Source organism: Bacillus sp. LB7 (genome assembly GCF_030449715.1).
GTDB lineage: Bacteria > Bacillota > Bacilli > Bacillales > Bacillaceae > Bacillus > Bacillus paralicheniformis.
On record NZ_JASGCA010000005.1, the window covers coordinates 13,034 to 28,399 of the forward strand.

A 15,366-nucleotide genomic window follows, 5' to 3' on the forward strand; every position below is an offset into this window, starting at 1 on the left:
AAACCTGTTGGCCTCAACAGGTTTTTTTAGGATTATTTTGTATAATGCAAATACCGTTCATACCAAATATCAATAAATTCAGATGCAAACGGGCCTTTTCTTTGGTGTATCCAATGCAGCAACGTATTTAAGTGGTACCTTAAAATGCCGTCGATTTCCTTCGGATAATTCATCGCCTTTTTATGATCTGCGTACTCATCTTCATCAAGAATATGATACGTCATATCCGGGAAGACTTTCACGTCTAAATCATAGTCGATGTATTTGATGGCTTCATCGTCCAAAGCAAACGGCGAGCTGATGTTGCAATAGTAATAAATCCCGTCTTCGCGAAGCATGCCGATGACGTTAAACCACTGCTTTGCATGGAAATAACAAATTGCGGGCTCTCGCGTCACCCATGTCCGGCCGTCAGATTCCGTGACCATTGTCCGATCATTGGCGCCGATGATGCACAATTCCGTTGCTTTTAAAATCGTTGTTTCATTCCAAATCCGATGAATCTGTCCATTGTGCTTATAGCTATGAATTTGAATGGTTTCTCCTTCCTTGGGAAAGCCCATGTTTTTCTCCCCTACTTTCTTTGCAAAAGCCTTACAAGTCAGTGTGTCACATCGCCTGTCCGACAGTTCTTTTATTTATTATAACGTTTGAAAATAAAAAATGAAAATAAAACAGCCACTCCCGAACAGGAATGGCTCTTTTCTAAAAAATGATAAAGAGAGGCTCATGCTTCGATTCTTTGATAAGCCTGAATCACCTGCTCCGTCTGCTTTTGGAATAAATCCTGAATTTGAGCAAGATCTTTCCGCTTCTGGGATATATCTTCGCGGATCGATAAAAGCTGGGCTTTCTTTTCAAGGGCAGCCAGTTCTTTTTCAATTTTCTGGCATCTTTCAATCTCCGCTTGCAGATACAGCAGCTTGTCCATAATCTCCATCTGCCCCTGAACCAAGTTTTCAAATTCCGGCATTCGGGATCCTCCATTCTATGCTCTACTCCATTTATTGCCTAACTAACATTTCTCTATACATGCCGGATGTCCTTTGACTGATTCTGGCTAAGATTCGGATGTTTTGTCGGATCAAAAAACGAAAAGAAAAAAGCACCTCATCCGATGGTGAAGTGCTTTTTCCTGTTTCAGTGATTAGCTGTTTTGCTGTTTTTTTTGCTCAGCTTGTTGGTTATTTTGTCTTACTTGCTGCGCGTCAGTTTCGCTGGCAAATTCAGTGCCGAACTGACCACCTTGTGCAGAAGCTTGGTTTTGTTGTCTTACTTTTTGTGCGTTTGTTTTGGATTGTTGGTTAGCCATTGTATATCACCTCCACGACCATTAGATTGTGCAGGAGGATGATATCCTATTCATTGAACGCGAAAAATTTATACGAGCAGTGAACGGCCGCCGTCAATAATGATCGTCTGTCCGCGGATCATGTCCGCTTTCCCTGACGTTAAAAACTCCACCGCATCGACCATGTCGCTAATCTCAACCATGCGGCCGGCAGGCGTATTTTGCCGGGCATCTTCCAGCAGTTCTTCGCGGTTCGGAAAATGCTTCAGGGCGTCTGTATCGATCGCGCCTCCCGAAACCGCATTGACGATGATGTTTTTCGCCGCAAGCTCAACAGCGAGATATCTTGTCAATGATTCAAGCGCAGCTTTTGAAACGCCGACTGTCGTATAGTTTTCCAAATAACGGATCGAACCGAGCGAACTGATGCTGACAATGTGGCCGCCTCCCGTTTTCTCCATCAGCTTCGCCGCTTCCTGCGCGCAGAATAGCAGAGCTTTCGCATTGATGTTCATCGTCCAGTCCCAATGGCTTTCCTCAAGCTCCATGACGGGGCGCAATACGCCTGATGCAGCGTTGTTGACGAACACGTCCAGTCTGCCGAAGGCTTCCTCGATTTGCTGAAACATATCTTTTATTTTCGCCGGCTGCCCGACATTCGCCTTGACGACCAATGCTTTGACACCGAGTTTTTCGATTTCTTCAGCCGTCTCAAGGGCCGCTTTTTTGCTTCTCGCATAGTTGATGACGATATTGTAGCCGTTTTCGGCAAGCCTCAAAGCGGCTGCTTTGCCGACGCCGCGGCTGCTTCCTGTAATAAGGGCACATTTTCTTTGTTCCATCTGTCATTCATCTCCTAGTATAGTGATTGAAAATCTGATAAAAAATAGCTCATAACACGATCAAAAAAGGAGGCATTCGCCTTATGTACGTAGGACGCGATATGAGCGAGCTCGACCACACGCCGAAAAACGAGTGGAAAGATGCGGAGCTTCTCTATTTTCACCGCGCCTTCCAGCAAATCATGCCATTCCTCAATGAAGAAGGGCATGCCGAGTACCTGGAGGTTGTGAAAGAAATCCAAGCAAGAGGCGGACTGCGCCGCCAGGAAGCCGATTATACACACGGCACCACCATCCAGTACGACTAACGGGCAGCATGCACAGTCAAGCTGCCTATTTCATATACATATTCCATATTTTCTGATGCGAAACCGGGAAGGCATATTCAGCGAGCTCTTCTTTCGTGACCTTTTTAAAGTATGAATCATCCGGTTGATCGAGCGTTTTCCCGAAAAAGACAGAAATGTTCCAGACAAGGTGTGTAAACACGTGTTCTACGATTCCTTCAAGCGGACCGATTTCGGCTTCTATTCCGGCTGCTTCTTTCAAAAAAGCCGCAAGCTGCTCGCGCTCGTGCTTCAGCCCTTTCTGCGTTTCTGTGTTCGGGAATTCCCAAAGGTTTGCCAAAAGGCCTGATGCCGGTCTTTTATGGATATAGATGTATCCTTCTTCATCAGTCAGGACAACGGCTGCAAGAGTTTTTACCGAGGGTTTTTTCTTTTTGCTTTTAACCGGAAGCTCTTTTTCACAGCCTTCTGCAAAAGCGGAACAGTGCTCTCGGACGGGACAGAGAAGGCAGGACGGCGATTTCGGCGTACAGATGACAGCGCCAAGCTCCATCAGCCCCTGGTTAAATTCGGACGGTTTTTCTTCGGAAATAAACGCTTCGACAATTTTTTCAAACAGGGTTTTGGTTTTAGGCTTTGCGATATCATCCCATACGGAAAGAATCCGTGACATCACCCGCATGACATTTCCGTCCACCGCGGGGACCGGCTGATTGTAGGCGATGCTCAGCACCGCGCCTCTTGTATAAGGGCCGACACCTTTTAAGCTTCCGAATTCCTCTTTTGAAGGAGGAACCATTCCTCCGTATCGTTCGTGAACTTCCCTGACAGCGCTCTGCAAGTTCCGAACTCTTGAATAGTATCCCAGTCCTTCCCAAGCTTTAAGCACTTTTTCTTCGTCGGCTTCAGCGAGCGCTTCAACGGTCGGGAACTTTTCGATAAAGTTGTTGAAGTAAGGAATCACCGTGTCCACTCTCGTCTGCTGAAGCATCACTTCTGACACCCATACTTTATAAGGGTCGCTGTCTGAGCGCCATGGCAGATCCCGTTTTTCTTGCTCATACCAAGAAATTAAATCTTCTTGAAATTGTTTGATGTTTTTTTGCTCTAATTTCTTTTGCAGATCCATCATGAAACTTCTCCTTGCCTGTGCACGTCACATTTGCATACCGATCTTTTGTTACTTCGGCTTTTTGTTGTAAACTATATGCATATACGATAACATGTTACATTAAAAGTGAAGAAAGCAAAAGCGTTAAATATTTCAGGCAAGGTCCATCGTTCGTTCTGTTTTTGGAAAATAAAAATGATTTTCTAGCACCATTAGGGGAGGTCACCAATGGATACTGGCACACATGTTGTCATGGGCGTTGCACTCGGAGGCATTGCGACGCTTGATCCAGTTGTCGGAATGGACCCATCAATGGCTCAAGCCGTGATGATTGCGACAATCGCCGGATCTCAGGCTCCGGATATCGATACCGTTTTGAAATTGAAAAATAACGCTGTTTATATTAGGCACCACAGGGGATTCACCCATTCCATCCCCGCTGTTCTCGCCTGGTCGCTGATGATTCCGGGCATTCTCATGCTCTTTTATCCAGAAGCCAATCTGCTTCACCTGTGGCTTTGGACCTTTGCCGCGGTCGCGCTTCATGTGTTCGTGGATATTTTTAATGCATACGGAACACAGGCGATCAGACCTTTTTCAAGGAAATGGGTAGCACTCGGCTTGATTAATACATTTGATCCGTTTATTTTCGTCAGCCATCTCATAGCCATCGCCTTTTGGCTGGCAGGCGCGCATCAGGGCTATACATTTTTGGCTCTTTACATCGTCTTGACCGGTTATTATGTGCTGAGGTATTTCATGCAGAGGAACATCAAGCATGAGCTCCGTGAAAAAATCGAAGATATTGAAGAAATCATTATTTCGCCGACGATGAAATTCAGGCAGTGGCGAATCGCCGTCAAAGCAAAATCGGCTTTTTACGTCGGACGAAGCATGGACGGAAACGTCGTCATCGTCGACACCTTCAACAGGGTGCCTGTGCCGGATACGGACGTGATGAAAGCGGCGAAACAGGATAAGAACATTTCGGCGTTTCTTTCGTTCTCACCGGTTTACAAATGGGAGATCGATACGTATAAAGATCACTACGAAGTCCGCTTTATCGATCTGCGATACCGCAGCAAAGGACACTACCCTTTCGTGGCGATCGCGCACATCGACAGGGACACGCTCGAATTAATCACCTCCTATACGGGATGGATTTTCAGCGAGAAAAAACTTCAGAAAAAATTAAAGCTTGGCTCTGTTTAAGAGCCAAGCTTTTAAATTGTTGACAAAATCTTAAAACGGTTTTCAGTTTTAAGATTTTGTCATCCTTTCAGCGTGATTGAAAACCCTTGCAGTCTAGGAAGGCCGAGCATCGGAGCGGAGCGAATGTTGGAATTCGTGAGCACCGACGCGCAGGCCTGACAACGAATGCGAGGGTTTCTCGACACGCTGAAGCTTGGCTCTGTTTAAGAGCCAAGCTTTTTTCTCCTTCTGCCGTACCAGATTCCGATGATGAGGCTGATGACTGTAACGGCCAAGGCAGCTTTGAAGTACGGCGGGTAATAAACGAGCCGGATGTCGTTTTTCCCTTTTTCAATTGAAAATCCGATAAACGCGTAATTTGCCTTATGGACGGTTTGCGGTTTTCCGTTTACAGTGACTTCCCAGCCTTTTTCGTACGGAACCGGCAGGACCATGTAGCGGTCTCCATTTTGATTGTCAAAGCTGATGGACACTTGATTGTTCCGCCAGTCCAAGTCGGCGGACGGCGCTTTTTGGGCGGCCGCTTTTCTCAGCAATTGATAGTCTTCCTGGTGCAGGCTCAAATGGTCCAATTGATATTTCCCTTTTGGCAGCCTGATTGATATTTTATCTGTTTTCGGCACCCTGATTGTTAAATCGTAAACACCTGTTTTGTAAATCGACTCGTTCGACTTTCTTGATGTTACATAATCGTTGACCCGCAAGTTAAAGAATTGGTCTTTTGCAAGGCTTTTCAAATAAAATCCGACATAGTAGTCGCCTTCTTTCGGAAGCCCGCCTTCAGGAATGAGATCGATGCCGCCGTTTTCGGCGGTGACGTCGAGGACGCCGTTATGATAGCTTGCCCCTTCGGTTTTCAGCTTCGTCTGCTTCATCAAATCAGAAACGTCCGGCGGCTGCACTTTTCCTTCATCGCCATTCTCAAGCACGATTCCTTCAAGCATTGCATGCTCGCGCGCCAAAACAGGCGCATCTGCTAAATCTTTTTCCGTAAACGCCGTTCGCGCGGTCCGGATAAACGGCATGGTGTATTTGTTTTTATAGACCGCGTAGTGCTCTGATTCATCCGTTTTGATAAACCCGTACGGAACATTGGCGGCATTCTCTTTTTCCGTCATGTAATACTTGCCGTACAGCAGGCTGTACAAGTTGGCCCGGTCGCCCATCGATGCGTAGCGGCTGACGCTTTCCCTTCCCATATCAATTTGCAGGTCTTCCCAATAAAACAGAAGAAGATCGCGATTGAGAATGCTTGAGTAGGCGCTGAAGCCGTTAAAATCCTGCATCAGCGGAGTATTGTTGCGCACGCCGTTCATCCAGTCGATTCTTGTATACGGGTCACCGTCATCGTCTTTTCGAATGTTGTTCAAGAGGCGGCGCTGTTCTTCGCCATTGTACTCATTGCTGGTCAAATAGCTTTTTGTGACGTTTTTAATGCCGCTGGACTCAGACAGAACATATTTTTGATACGTGTTCGCCACGAGAACGGACGATAATAAAATGCAGGCGTGCAAAAAAAGCTGCGATTTCTTATATTGAAACCCCGCCGCCGTAAAGATGGCGATTGTCAGGAACAGAAGCACAATCATGCTCCAATTTTGCATCAGTGATAAATCCACGTCTTTCCGCCAAATGACCGCGATATAAACCAGAAGGGCGAGCAGGATGGACCATATCATCTCTTTCCGCCTGATGTTTTTCAGTTCGGTCATTCCTGCGGCCGCCGCTCCCCCGATCGTAAAAGCGAGCAGATATTCAAAGCGGTTCTGCGGAGCGGAGAAACCGTTGAACGCGCTTGCCGCAAGCGGGCTGTAATGCAGAAGCACAAGCAGCACACTGATTGAGGCAAACAGCCTGAACGTTTTATTTTTATAGAACGAAAACGCGAACAAGAACAGCATAAAGACAGCCGGCAGCAAAACAATGCGGCTGGAAAACAGAATGTTGTCCGTCAGATCGTATACAGCGACAGCCTGTTCATACGGCGGCCGTAAATTGTTTAAAAATCCGTAAACCGCAGGCACAAAGGAAACCGCGCTGATTCCGAAAGAAATCAAGCATGAAGCGGCGAACATCCTGAATTGTTTCCACCTCGGCGCTTCCTTTTCCGGGTCAAGCCGGATCAGCCAGCGGAAGATGATGTAGATCGCAATGAAAATCAAGTTGATATAAGCAAAATAAAAGTTATTGATCAGCGTTAAAGAACAAGCCGTAATAAACAGTCCTGTCCGCTTTTCCCTGATGACTTTCTCGGCTCCGGCAACAAGCAGCGGCAGCCACAGCATGGCGTCACTGAAAAATTCCCAGAACACCGTGTGCCTGAAATAGATGACCGACGTGCCGTACAAGACCGCACCCGTAAAAGCGGCAAGTTTGTTTTTCACCATACCGTTTAACGCATATGCTCCCGCTAAAATGATCAGGCTGAGCTTGATGACACTGATGAATACGGAGGCCTGGGCCCAAAACAAAGGGTCCGCATCCCCGGCCAAATGCAAAAGCTGCATCAGAAAAACGGCCGCGGATGAAGCGATGAAGACAAAAGAAGTCGTGAAATAATAGCCAAGCTGGCTGTAGATCCCGCCTCCGAGACCGAAAGAATACGAATAAAAAAAGTTCCCTTGTTTGTATTGTTCAAAAAGAAACGACTTAAAAATGATCATTTGTGCAAGTCCGTCGCCGTTCCCCGTCATATAGCGGTCATGCGCCCATTCATACAGAAAAAAAGAATGGGCGGCCAAGGAAACTGCAACGCTTGCGATCACAAATAAAAAAACTGTTTTCTTCATACTCTTCCCCTGTCTTTTTTCAAAATCTTCCCTGTCACTAAAAATGTCAGAGGAACGGTTAAAAACATGGAGACAAGCGGAGCTGCCTCACTGTTCATCTTGAAAAAATTCACAAACGTGTAGACGAACAAAGAAGATACCGTCAAATTAAACAGCTGTGTCAGCGGAAATTGCAAAAACTTTGCCAGCGTCGGCTTGATTTTAAATGTAAAGTAGCAATTCAAGAAAAAAGAAATCACAAGACTGACGAAAAAAGCAGCAATATGTGAAACCATATAATTCAACTGAAGCAAAACATGCAGCAGCAAATACACCGCATAGTAATTCAAAGTATTCACTGCGCCGACGACGGCAAAGCGAATAAATTCAGGATTAACGATTTTCATGAGTTTCTCCATGAGCGATGTTTGCCTCCTGTATTAAGTAATGAGGCCGCTTTTTCGTCTCATAATAAATGCGCCCGATGTATTCGCCGATGATTCCGAGGCTGAGAAGCTGGATGCCGCCGAGAAACAGGACGGCGGAAATAATCGTAAAATAGCCGGGAACGATCACACCGTATTTTAAGATTCTGATGAATGTCGCCGCGATATAAATAAGCGATAGAAAAAGGATAAAAATACCGGCGTAAAAACAAATTCTCAGCGGTCTGTTGTTGAACGACACAACCCCGTCGATACCATAGTTCAGCAAGTGGCGGAACGACCACTTGGATTTTCCGTTTTTCCTTTCGACGTTCTCGTAATAAACAATCTTTTGGTCAAAACCGATCCAGCAAAACAGCCCTTTTGAGAACCTGTTGCCTTCGCTCAGCTTCAACATCGCATTGACGGCTTTTCTGCTTAAAAGACGAAAATCGCCAACGCCGTCCCTTAAATCGACTTCCACCGCATTATTGATAAAGCGGTAATAAAGGGACGACAAGTAGGAGCGCACAGGGTTGTCTCCCTTTCTGTTGCGCTGGGCGACCACTTGATCATAGCCTTCCTCATATCCTTTAATAAAATCGTGCAGGAGGTATGTCGGGTGCTGCAAATCCGCATCCATCACCACAACGGCATCGCCGCGGGCATGCTGAAAACCGGCAAGGATGGCTGCCTCCTTGCCGAAATTCCGTGAAAACGAAATATATTTCACACGCTCGCTTTTTTCGGCTAGTTTTTTAATTTCCTCCAATGTTTGATCAGTGCTTCCATCATTTATGTAATAAATTTCATAATCATAATCAATGGATTGAAATTCGTTCCTTAACGATTCATAAATCAATTTAATATTGCTTGCTTCATTGTATGAAGGAATAATGATTGAAACGAATCCTCTCTTCACTTAAAGGCACCTCTTTTGGACATAATAAAATTGCATCCGGCATCCGTTTGGCAGGATACTTACATCTAGCCGCTTCCCACACAACAAAAGGAAAACTGTGGGCATGCTGTACTATTTTCTACAAGATTATTTTGTCATTATATCAGACATCTATGAACAAGTGGTAAAAAAATGATATTCCTTTAGCATCAAACACGATAGCCTAATGGGTTTCCCATTTTATGACATTTTTCGTGCGGATCATATTTTTCCAAATTCAACCCATTGCTCTTCACCAAAAGCCAATGAAGCCGCAGGGAAAACCTCGTAAGGACCGATTGTTAAACCGGAGGGTCCACAGCCCGCCGCCGCAATCAAATCCGTTCACTTAATATGTCCTTTTCCACCGGGCGGAAACCGGCTCTGTCTTCTCCGACTGATCCATGATGGAAAAACGGGCGTTGCAGAAAGAGCTTTTTGCATGACTTCAGGCCAAGCCTCCCGCGGTTATTCTGCAGGTGGACCGTGAGTCCGTTCCTCTTCGGCTCCTCTCGACAACCCGGGAATCGGCGAATGACACAATGTAACGGTCATGGATCAGGCAAGCTTTAACACCCGGCGGCACCAGTCTTCGCTTCAACGGACAGACGGCCCCCGCTGGCCTCGCCTTCCTTCACTCCCTTCATACGCCATTCGGGCTCCTTTTGATATGCGGCGCTAACACCGGCAATCCGAAACCAATGACAATCGCTTGCACGCCAATCATTCTTTTCGAAAGAAATGCTTAATGAAGCAGCCGGCGGTCTCCGGAGAACAGATCCTTGTAAGAAGGCTTATCATTTTGAAATAAATGCAACTTGCTGCCATAGTGCTCAATCCACTCTTTGACGACACGCTCTGTCAGCTCTTTTCCTCTGTACGGGTGGCCGGCCTTTGCAAATGTCGCCTCGAAATCCCCCCACAGCAGTTCAACCCATGTTCTGGCTTGTGCGTAACTCAGCATATGATTTTTTTCAAGAAGCGCATTTGTCAGCTTTTCAAAGTACTCTTCCACTTGGCTTTTCCCCCTTTCCCTAAGGAAAAAACTTTCTTTTTGAAAACGTCGTCCTTTTCATATACTAACCTTACGTCTTCCGAACCGAAGACGCAAACATTATGGACTTGATTGGAGGAGCCTAAAAGAGATGCGAAATAAATCAAGAGGCTTTCCGAACATGAACAACAATAAATTTGAAGGCGAGCCCCGGGCCAAAGATGATTTTGCTTCAAAGCGCCCTGACGGAAGCACAAATACTCATCCGCAAGAAAGAATGAGGGCTTCCGGCAAACGCTAAACTTTTCTGGGATGGAGTGATTTCTTTTGTGTGCAAATCGCAAACCGTATACAAACGATTTTAACCAGATGAAAACGCAAAACTATCCGCAGCCATGGGCAAACACAAAGCATGCGCGCGCGCAGGTAAACGGAGAAACGCAGCAGACCCAGGACCTCATCATTCTCCAGCGCAACACGCGCATCCGGACAAGATAACATTTGCGAAAAGGGTTTAAGCTTTTGGCTTAGCCCTTTTCTTTTAATAAAGAAATCGGCAGAGCCTCTTCATGATCAGGTGACGAAAGACGGTATCCCCAGGCGAAGACGCCGTTTAAATAGCGGATATGAAAATCATCGCCCCCATCTTCGATTTCGTATACGTTGCCGGCTTTAAAATCTGCCGGATCAAGAAGGTAAGCTTTCGCCATCGCGATTTTTCGTTCGTGAACGGCCAGTTCATTCACAATCCCCATTTGTTCCGCTTTTCTTGCCTTTTCGGTCAGACCCGCGATTTCCTGGTGCAGTTCGTGTGCAGTCATTTCACTGTATCTTTTCTCCATATTCTCATCCCTTTTCATCTAAAAATTGATCAATCATGTCGATTGAAAAGCCTTTTCTGAACAGATGCTGTTTGACCTTCATTTTCGTTTCGTACGATCCGTCATAACCGCACCTCTTCATCGCTTTTTCCCCTTGCTTCTCAAGCGCTTCCCTTTCAGCGCTGTCGTTGTTTTCGTAATCCGTTTCCTGAAGCGCGGCCGAGATGACATCGAAGGAGAATCCCTTTCTGACAAGGTGCTGTTCGATGGCCTGTTTCGTCTCTTTGGAGGACAGCTTTTTTTCTTTTTTGAGCACTTTTTCCGCATGCTTGAGCGCGGCCTCGACCTGGTCGGAAAACGAAAACGAACTGAGCGCTTCCTGAATCAGTTCATCATCGATCCCTTTCAGTTTAAGCTCTCTGAATAAGACATCGGGGCCTTTGCCGCTCGTTTTTCTGTGGGTGCTGACATATGCAGCTGCAAATTCACGGTCGTCCAAATATTTATAACCTTTAAGCATATGCAGGATTTCTGTGATCGCAGAATCTGCGACCCCTTTTTTCTTGAGATGGTCTTTGACTTCCTTTGTCGAGCGCATCCGGTATGACAAATAATCGAGCGCCTTTTTGAACCCTTTTTTTACGTCGTCTCCGTACTGAATCTCAATGATATCAAGCTCATCAAGTTCTTTGCCTTTTCGCAGGTCAAACTTGACGAGCACGTCCAGATCGACGCTGAACGCATACTTTTCATCCAGAAAAATATTGACCCGCTCTTCATTGTTTTTCTGGGCAGAAATCTTTGTAATATATGGCATAAATAACTCCCTTCTTTTGTTTTCTTCTTTTACAATAAGGTTAATGATCATGAAAGGGAGGAATCATGATGAAGATTGCGATTGCCGGCGGGACAGGTTTTATCGGCAGGCATTTGACAAACGCCTTAACCGCCCGGGGACATCACGTCTATATTTTAACAAGAAAACCGGCGGAAACCGAACAAAAAAACACTTCTTACGTTCTCTGGCAAAAAAACGGCGCCCGCCCTGAAACAGAGCTGACCGATATCGATGTTTGGATCAATTTAGCTGGAAAATCGCTTTTCGGCCGTTGGAATGAAAAAACGAAGGCGGAGATCGCGGCAAGCCGCCTCTGCTCCGTGCAGGAGTCGGCCCGCATCATACAAAGTCTTCGGAAGAAGCCGAACACCCTCATTCAGGCGAGCGCAGTCGGCATTTACGGAACGAGTCTTGAACAGACATTCACAGAGGAATCCCCCGTCTCAGCTGAAGATTTTTTAAGCCGAACGACAGCTTCGTGGGAGAAGGCAGCCGAACCAATCGAAGCGCTGGGCATCCGCACCGTCTGGATGCGTTTTGGCATGGTGCTTGGAAAAGACGGAGGGGCTCTCCCAAAAATGGCGCTCCCTTATCAATTGTTTGCAGGAGGACGCATCGGCTCAGGACGGCAATGGGTTCCGTGGATTCATATCGAAGACGCCGTCGGCATGATTTTATCAGCGATTGAGCAGCCGCGGCTGTCCGGCCCTGTCAATGTTACGGCACCGAATCCCGTTCAGATGGAAACATTCGGACAAACCGTCGCAAAAGTAGAAAAGCGCCCTCACTGGCTCCCGGTTCCCGAATTTGTAATAAAAGGCGTCCTCGGAGAAATGAGCATGCTCGTGCTGAAAGGGCAGCGAGTCCTCCCGAAAAAAGCGCTTCAGAACGGCTATCGTTTCATATATCCCGAACTGGAAGATGCCCTGCAACACCTTTTGACATAAAAGGCGTTTTCCAGCGAAAGCCTTGTAGCTTTTCCTTTCCCAGCTGCGTAAAATGTAAGTATCTTTTTAGCAGCATACACGTACAGGGAAGGCAAATGGTGCGCCACCAGGTCTCTGGTTTTAGTGGGTTCGATTCCCACCCCGAATTTTTTAATGGATGTGCAAGATACGCGGACAACGGTTTCCGCAAATTAAAAAATTCCGAGGGTGGATTCACGCGTCCCGTTCTTGCTGGAAAAGCCGCCCTCAAACTAAGGAGGGGCTGCCATGCTGAAGAAACGGGAACTGACCGACTGCTATGCACTTTTTGAGCTGATGATTCATCCGGATGTCTTCCCTTTTGTCAGAAATAAAGCGGAGACGATTGAAGAGTATATGTTTCATGTCAAAAACATGATCGAAGAGGAAGAACAGGGAAAGCTGATATCGCGAACGATACTTGATGAATGGGAAAACCCGGTCGGCTGCATCAGCTTGTATGAAATCGAAGATCAAAAAGGCTTCCTTGGCACATGGCTCGGCAAACCTTATCATGGAAAAGGCTTGAATCAACGGGCGAAAGACGCGTTTTTTTGCGAACTTTTTTATGAAAAGCAAATCGAAGCCGTTTTTATGAAAATCAGAAAAACAAATATGCGCTCCCTCAAAGCGGCGGAAAAGCTCCCATATGCCGTCAAGGCTGATCTTGACTGGGCCGGCAGCGATACATTTCACCTGTATGAAATTCCGAAAGATATGTACACGCTGTACAGCATGAGAACATTCGAAGAGGAAAACCGCCGGTTAAAAGAAGCTTAAAACTTGTATAAATGCCGTTGAAACGGACAGCCTGTGAATAACTGAGGTTTTGAGGAGGCTTGAAAAGATGGCTGACAAGAAAAAACGGGAGCATTTTAAATCCTCTCTGAACAAGACGCAGGAAGTCAGATATTCGCGCGAATTTAAAAGGGCTGAGCGCGCCGCAAGGGAAAAATCGTAATGCATAGCGGGAGCCTGATCAGCGAACAATAAAGCTTGACCGGCCGATTATTGATGAGGAGTGATCATATGGGCAGAAATGCAATCCACAAAAACCGTGACAAAAACAAGCAAAAGCTCCCTCAAGTTCCTGATCAGTATAAAAGAGAAGCTGACGGAGTGTACGAAGAATATTCTGCAGAACTCGCCGATCAGGATGACCGCGAAGCACAAGCCCGCATGCAGGCAGCTGATAAGCGCGCGGAAAAGCGGCAGTCAAAATAATAATCGAGGCCCGGGATTCCCGGGCCTCATTCTTTAAGTTAATTCAGTAAAAAGCTGTGCGGCCGGGGTCCTGTGCTTCGCTTCAGGAATTTCCGCAGGATATCCGAGCTGCAAGAGAGCCGCTACCCGCTCATCGCGCTCCAGTCCCATTAACCTGTGCAATGTTTCATGAGAGAGAACTTCCCCGCTTTTCCATACCATGCCGATGCCTTTTTCCCAAGCGAGAAGCTGAAGATTCTGGATCAAACAGCTGACGGCTGCAAAGTCATCCCGTCTGACCCGTTCATTTTCGTCTTCTTTCATAATTACGAAGAGAAAAGCCGGAACGCTGAGAATATGCTCTCTGAACTTATTGATTTGTTCTTCCTGCATATTCGGCTTGAGCTCTTTAAACGCCGCTTTTAAATTGTCGGCATGCTTCTTTTTCCCGCTTTCCGTCCCGATATAAATGAACCGCCACGGTTCTGTCAGCTTGTGGTTCGGCGCATAAACGGCATCTTCCAAAAGTTCCAGCACCACTTCTTTCGGCACCGGATCCTGTTTAAACTTTCGAATCGTTCTTCTATTTCTGACGCAATCGCGAATACTTTGAATTTCCAGCGTGTCTTTCATGTGGCCGCCCCCTTAAATGAAAATGATTATCATTGTTGATTATAATGTTTACCGCTGGCGTTTGCAATGATCATCACTCGTTAAAAAAGGCGGTGTCTGTTTTACACCTCAAAGCTCTGCTTTTCAGCAAATACAGCGGTTCCTGTCATACGCACTTTCATGATGCCGTTTTGTTCCGCAACTTCGATTTTCACTTTTCCGTCTTTCCCGATTTCCTGGCCCTGTTCGATCAGAAAATCAGTCCGGCTCTCTTCACAGAATTCCTTTCCGTACGTTTTCATATAAGCGCCCATCACTCCTGATGCCGTTCCTGTGACAGGATCTTCACTCGTTCCGGAATAAGGCGATGAAAAATGCCTGCCGTGAAGCTGGCAATCCCGATGGATCGTCTCCAGGCAAAACGGGTGGACAGACGCCCGCGGCATCTCGGTTAAAATGTTGGGGAATTCAGCTTGAACGGGCTTCATCCTGCGGATTGCGGCCAAATCTCTCACCGGCACAAGCAATGTCCATATCCCTGTGCTGCCGTAAACAACGGGCAATGCTTCATGAAAGTCCGCTTCGCTGATCCCCAGCACTTCCGCCAGTTGGCTTCTGCTTCCTGTGAAAGACTGAAAACACGGAGGCGCCTGCTCCAACGTCACAAAAAACCGCTGATTGCCGTCAGAGGCGGTATACACGGAAAGAACGCCCGCTTTTGTTTCGACCTTCAGCTGCGCCCCGGCTTCGATCGCGCCTTTTTCCAGAAGCGCATAAAGAGAAGCAACAGTCGCATGTCCGCATAGATTCATTTCATGGCCCGGCGTAAAGTAGCGGATCCTTATGTCGGCCGACTCGCTCGGCAGCAGGAAAGACGTTTCGTTATAGCCTGCCTGTTCAGCGATCTTCTGCATTTCGCGATCGGTCAATCCGTCTGCTTCAAGCACGATGCCCGCCGGGTTTCCCTGACCCGCTGTCTTTGAAAATGCGTCATATCTTAATACTTCAATTTGCTTCATTGTGATCCCCCATTTGTCGATTCGATCCTTCCCTTCCA

20 protein-coding genes and 1 pseudogene are annotated in these 15,366 nt (G+C 46.6%); 8 read left to right on the top strand and 13 right to left on the bottom strand.

What is annotated here, in order from left to right:
* Positions 1-32: 32 nt before the first annotated feature.
* The 4 genes and pseudogenes from ntdP to fabL form a co-directional block, all read right to left on the bottom strand.
* Positions 33-563 carry a nucleoside tri-diphosphate phosphatase gene (gene ntdP, locus QMZ64_RS08420; RefSeq protein WP_003179942.1) on the bottom strand — a complete coding sequence of 177 codons (531 nt, stop codon included), beginning with the start codon at positions 561-563 and terminating at the stop codon, positions 33-35.
* Positions 564-727: 164 nt separating this feature from the next.
* The gene (locus QMZ64_RS08425) at positions 728-973 is read right to left on the bottom strand and encodes a YgaB family protein (protein ID WP_003179940.1); all 246 of its coding nucleotides are present in this window, start codon (positions 971-973) and stop codon (positions 728-730) included.
* 174 nt (positions 974-1,147) lie between these two features.
* Positions 1,148-1,297: pseudogene (locus QMZ64_RS08430) on the bottom strand (gamma-type small acid-soluble spore protein); the annotation flags it as partial.
* A gap of 83 nt (positions 1,298-1,380) precedes the next feature.
* The gene (gene fabL, locus QMZ64_RS08435) at positions 1,381-2,133 is read right to left on the bottom strand and encodes an enoyl-[acyl-carrier-protein] reductase FabL (protein WP_020450629.1); all 753 of its coding nucleotides are present in this window, start codon (positions 2,131-2,133) and stop codon (positions 1,381-1,383) included.
* 83 nt (positions 2,134-2,216) lie between these two features.
* On the opposite strand from fabL, the gene QMZ64_RS08440 reads away from it, so the two are divergent.
* The gene (locus QMZ64_RS08440; protein WP_020450628.1) at positions 2,217-2,441 is read left to right on the top strand and encodes a hypothetical protein; all 225 of its coding nucleotides are present in this window, start codon (positions 2,217-2,219) and stop codon (positions 2,439-2,441) included.
* A 25-nt stretch (positions 2,442-2,466) separates the two neighbouring features.
* Here the strand turns inward: QMZ64_RS08440 and mutY are convergent, their stop codons facing one another.
* Positions 2,467-3,552, bottom strand: a complete 1,086-nt coding sequence (mutY, locus tag QMZ64_RS08445) for an A/G-specific adenine glycosylase (RefSeq protein WP_243943919.1) — start codon at positions 3,550-3,552, stop codon at positions 2,467-2,469.
* 207 nt (positions 3,553-3,759) lie between these two features.
* On the opposite strand from mutY, the gene QMZ64_RS08450 reads away from it, so the two are divergent.
* Positions 3,760-4,743 carry a metal-dependent hydrolase gene (locus tag QMZ64_RS08450; protein ID WP_265627531.1) on the top strand — a complete coding sequence of 328 codons (984 nt, stop codon included), beginning with the start codon at positions 3,760-3,762 and terminating at the stop codon, positions 4,741-4,743.
* Positions 4,744-4,946: 203 nt separating this feature from the next.
* Here QMZ64_RS08450 and QMZ64_RS08455 read toward each other — a convergent pair whose 3' ends face one another.
* The 4 genes from QMZ64_RS08455 to QMZ64_RS08470 all read right to left on the bottom strand — a co-directional run bounded on the left by QMZ64_RS08455 (position 4,947) and on the right by QMZ64_RS08470 (position 9,891).
* A complete protein-coding gene (locus tag QMZ64_RS08455) occupies positions 4,947-7,532 on the bottom strand; it encodes a YfhO family protein (RefSeq protein ID WP_265627532.1) in 2,586 nt (861 codons plus the stop codon).
* Positions 7,529-7,930 (bottom strand): GtrA family protein, encoded by a 402-nt coding sequence (locus tag QMZ64_RS08460; protein WP_065644619.1) that lies wholly within the window; start codon positions 7,928-7,930, stop codon positions 7,529-7,531. Before QMZ64_RS08460 ends, QMZ64_RS08455 begins: the two co-directional genes overlap by 4 nt.
* A complete protein-coding gene (locus tag QMZ64_RS08465; RefSeq protein ID WP_103750479.1) occupies positions 7,905-8,858 on the bottom strand; it encodes a glycosyltransferase family 2 protein in 954 nt (317 codons plus the stop codon). The genes QMZ64_RS08460 and QMZ64_RS08465 overlap by 26 nt, the downstream gene beginning before the upstream one ends.
* A gap of 763 nt (positions 8,859-9,621) precedes the next feature.
* Positions 9,622-9,891 carry a YfhJ family protein gene (locus QMZ64_RS08470; RefSeq protein ID WP_265627533.1) on the bottom strand — a complete coding sequence of 90 codons (270 nt, stop codon included), beginning with the start codon at positions 9,889-9,891 and terminating at the stop codon, positions 9,622-9,624.
* Between the two features lie 130 nt (positions 9,892-10,021).
* On the opposite strand from QMZ64_RS08470, the gene QMZ64_RS08475 reads away from it, so the two are divergent.
* Positions 10,022-10,171, top strand: a complete 150-nt coding sequence (locus QMZ64_RS08475) for a small, acid-soluble spore protein K (RefSeq protein WP_003179924.1) — start codon at positions 10,022-10,024, stop codon at positions 10,169-10,171.
* Positions 10,172-10,197: 26 nt separating this feature from the next.
* Entirely contained in the window at positions 10,198-10,368 is a 171-nt protein-coding gene (locus tag QMZ64_RS08480) for a YpzG family protein (RefSeq protein WP_003179922.1), read from the top strand.
* Between the two features lie 29 nt (positions 10,369-10,397).
* Here the strand turns inward: QMZ64_RS08480 and QMZ64_RS08485 are convergent, their stop codons facing one another.
* Positions 10,398-10,712, bottom strand: a complete 315-nt coding sequence (locus tag QMZ64_RS08485) for a YfhH family protein (RefSeq protein WP_003179919.1) — start codon at positions 10,710-10,712, stop codon at positions 10,398-10,400.
* Positions 10,713-10,716: 4 nt separating this feature from the next.
* Positions 10,717-11,508, bottom strand: coding sequence for a recombination regulator RecX (gene recX / locus QMZ64_RS08490; protein ID WP_243943925.1), 792 nt, complete (start codon positions 11,506-11,508; stop codon positions 10,717-10,719).
* 68 nt (positions 11,509-11,576) lie between these two features.
* Between recX and QMZ64_RS08495 the strand changes: the two genes are divergently transcribed.
* The 4 genes from QMZ64_RS08495 (at position 11,577) to QMZ64_RS08510 (ending at position 13,718) form a co-directional block, all read left to right on the top strand.
* Complete coding sequence (locus tag QMZ64_RS08495; RefSeq protein ID WP_265627534.1) at positions 11,577-12,476, top strand: TIGR01777 family oxidoreductase; 900 nt, start codon at positions 11,577-11,579, stop codon at positions 12,474-12,476.
* A gap of 267 nt (positions 12,477-12,743) precedes the next feature.
* Positions 12,744-13,274, top strand: coding sequence for a GNAT family N-acetyltransferase (locus QMZ64_RS08500; protein WP_165426369.1), 531 nt, complete (start codon positions 12,744-12,746; stop codon positions 13,272-13,274).
* 67 nt (positions 13,275-13,341) lie between these two features.
* A complete protein-coding gene (locus QMZ64_RS08505; protein ID WP_023856002.1) occupies positions 13,342-13,455 on the top strand; it encodes a YfhE family protein in 114 nt (37 codons plus the stop codon).
* 68 nt (positions 13,456-13,523) lie between these two features.
* A complete protein-coding gene (locus QMZ64_RS08510; protein ID WP_020450618.1) occupies positions 13,524-13,718 on the top strand; it encodes a YfhD family protein in 195 nt (64 codons plus the stop codon).
* A gap of 33 nt (positions 13,719-13,751) precedes the next feature.
* On the opposite strand, the gene QMZ64_RS08515 is transcribed toward QMZ64_RS08510, so the two are convergent.
* Together QMZ64_RS08515 and QMZ64_RS08520 are read right to left on the bottom strand one after the other, a co-directional pair.
* Positions 13,752-14,330: a nitroreductase family protein gene (locus tag QMZ64_RS08515; protein WP_065644615.1), complete on the bottom strand. Its 579-nt coding sequence runs from the start codon at positions 14,328-14,330 to the stop codon at positions 13,752-13,754.
* A 101-nt stretch (positions 14,331-14,431) separates the two neighbouring features.
* Positions 14,432-15,328 carry a PhzF family phenazine biosynthesis isomerase gene (locus QMZ64_RS08520; protein ID WP_265627535.1) on the bottom strand — a complete coding sequence of 299 codons (897 nt, stop codon included), beginning with the start codon at positions 15,326-15,328 and terminating at the stop codon, positions 14,432-14,434.
* Positions 15,329-15,366: the final 38 nt, after the last annotated feature.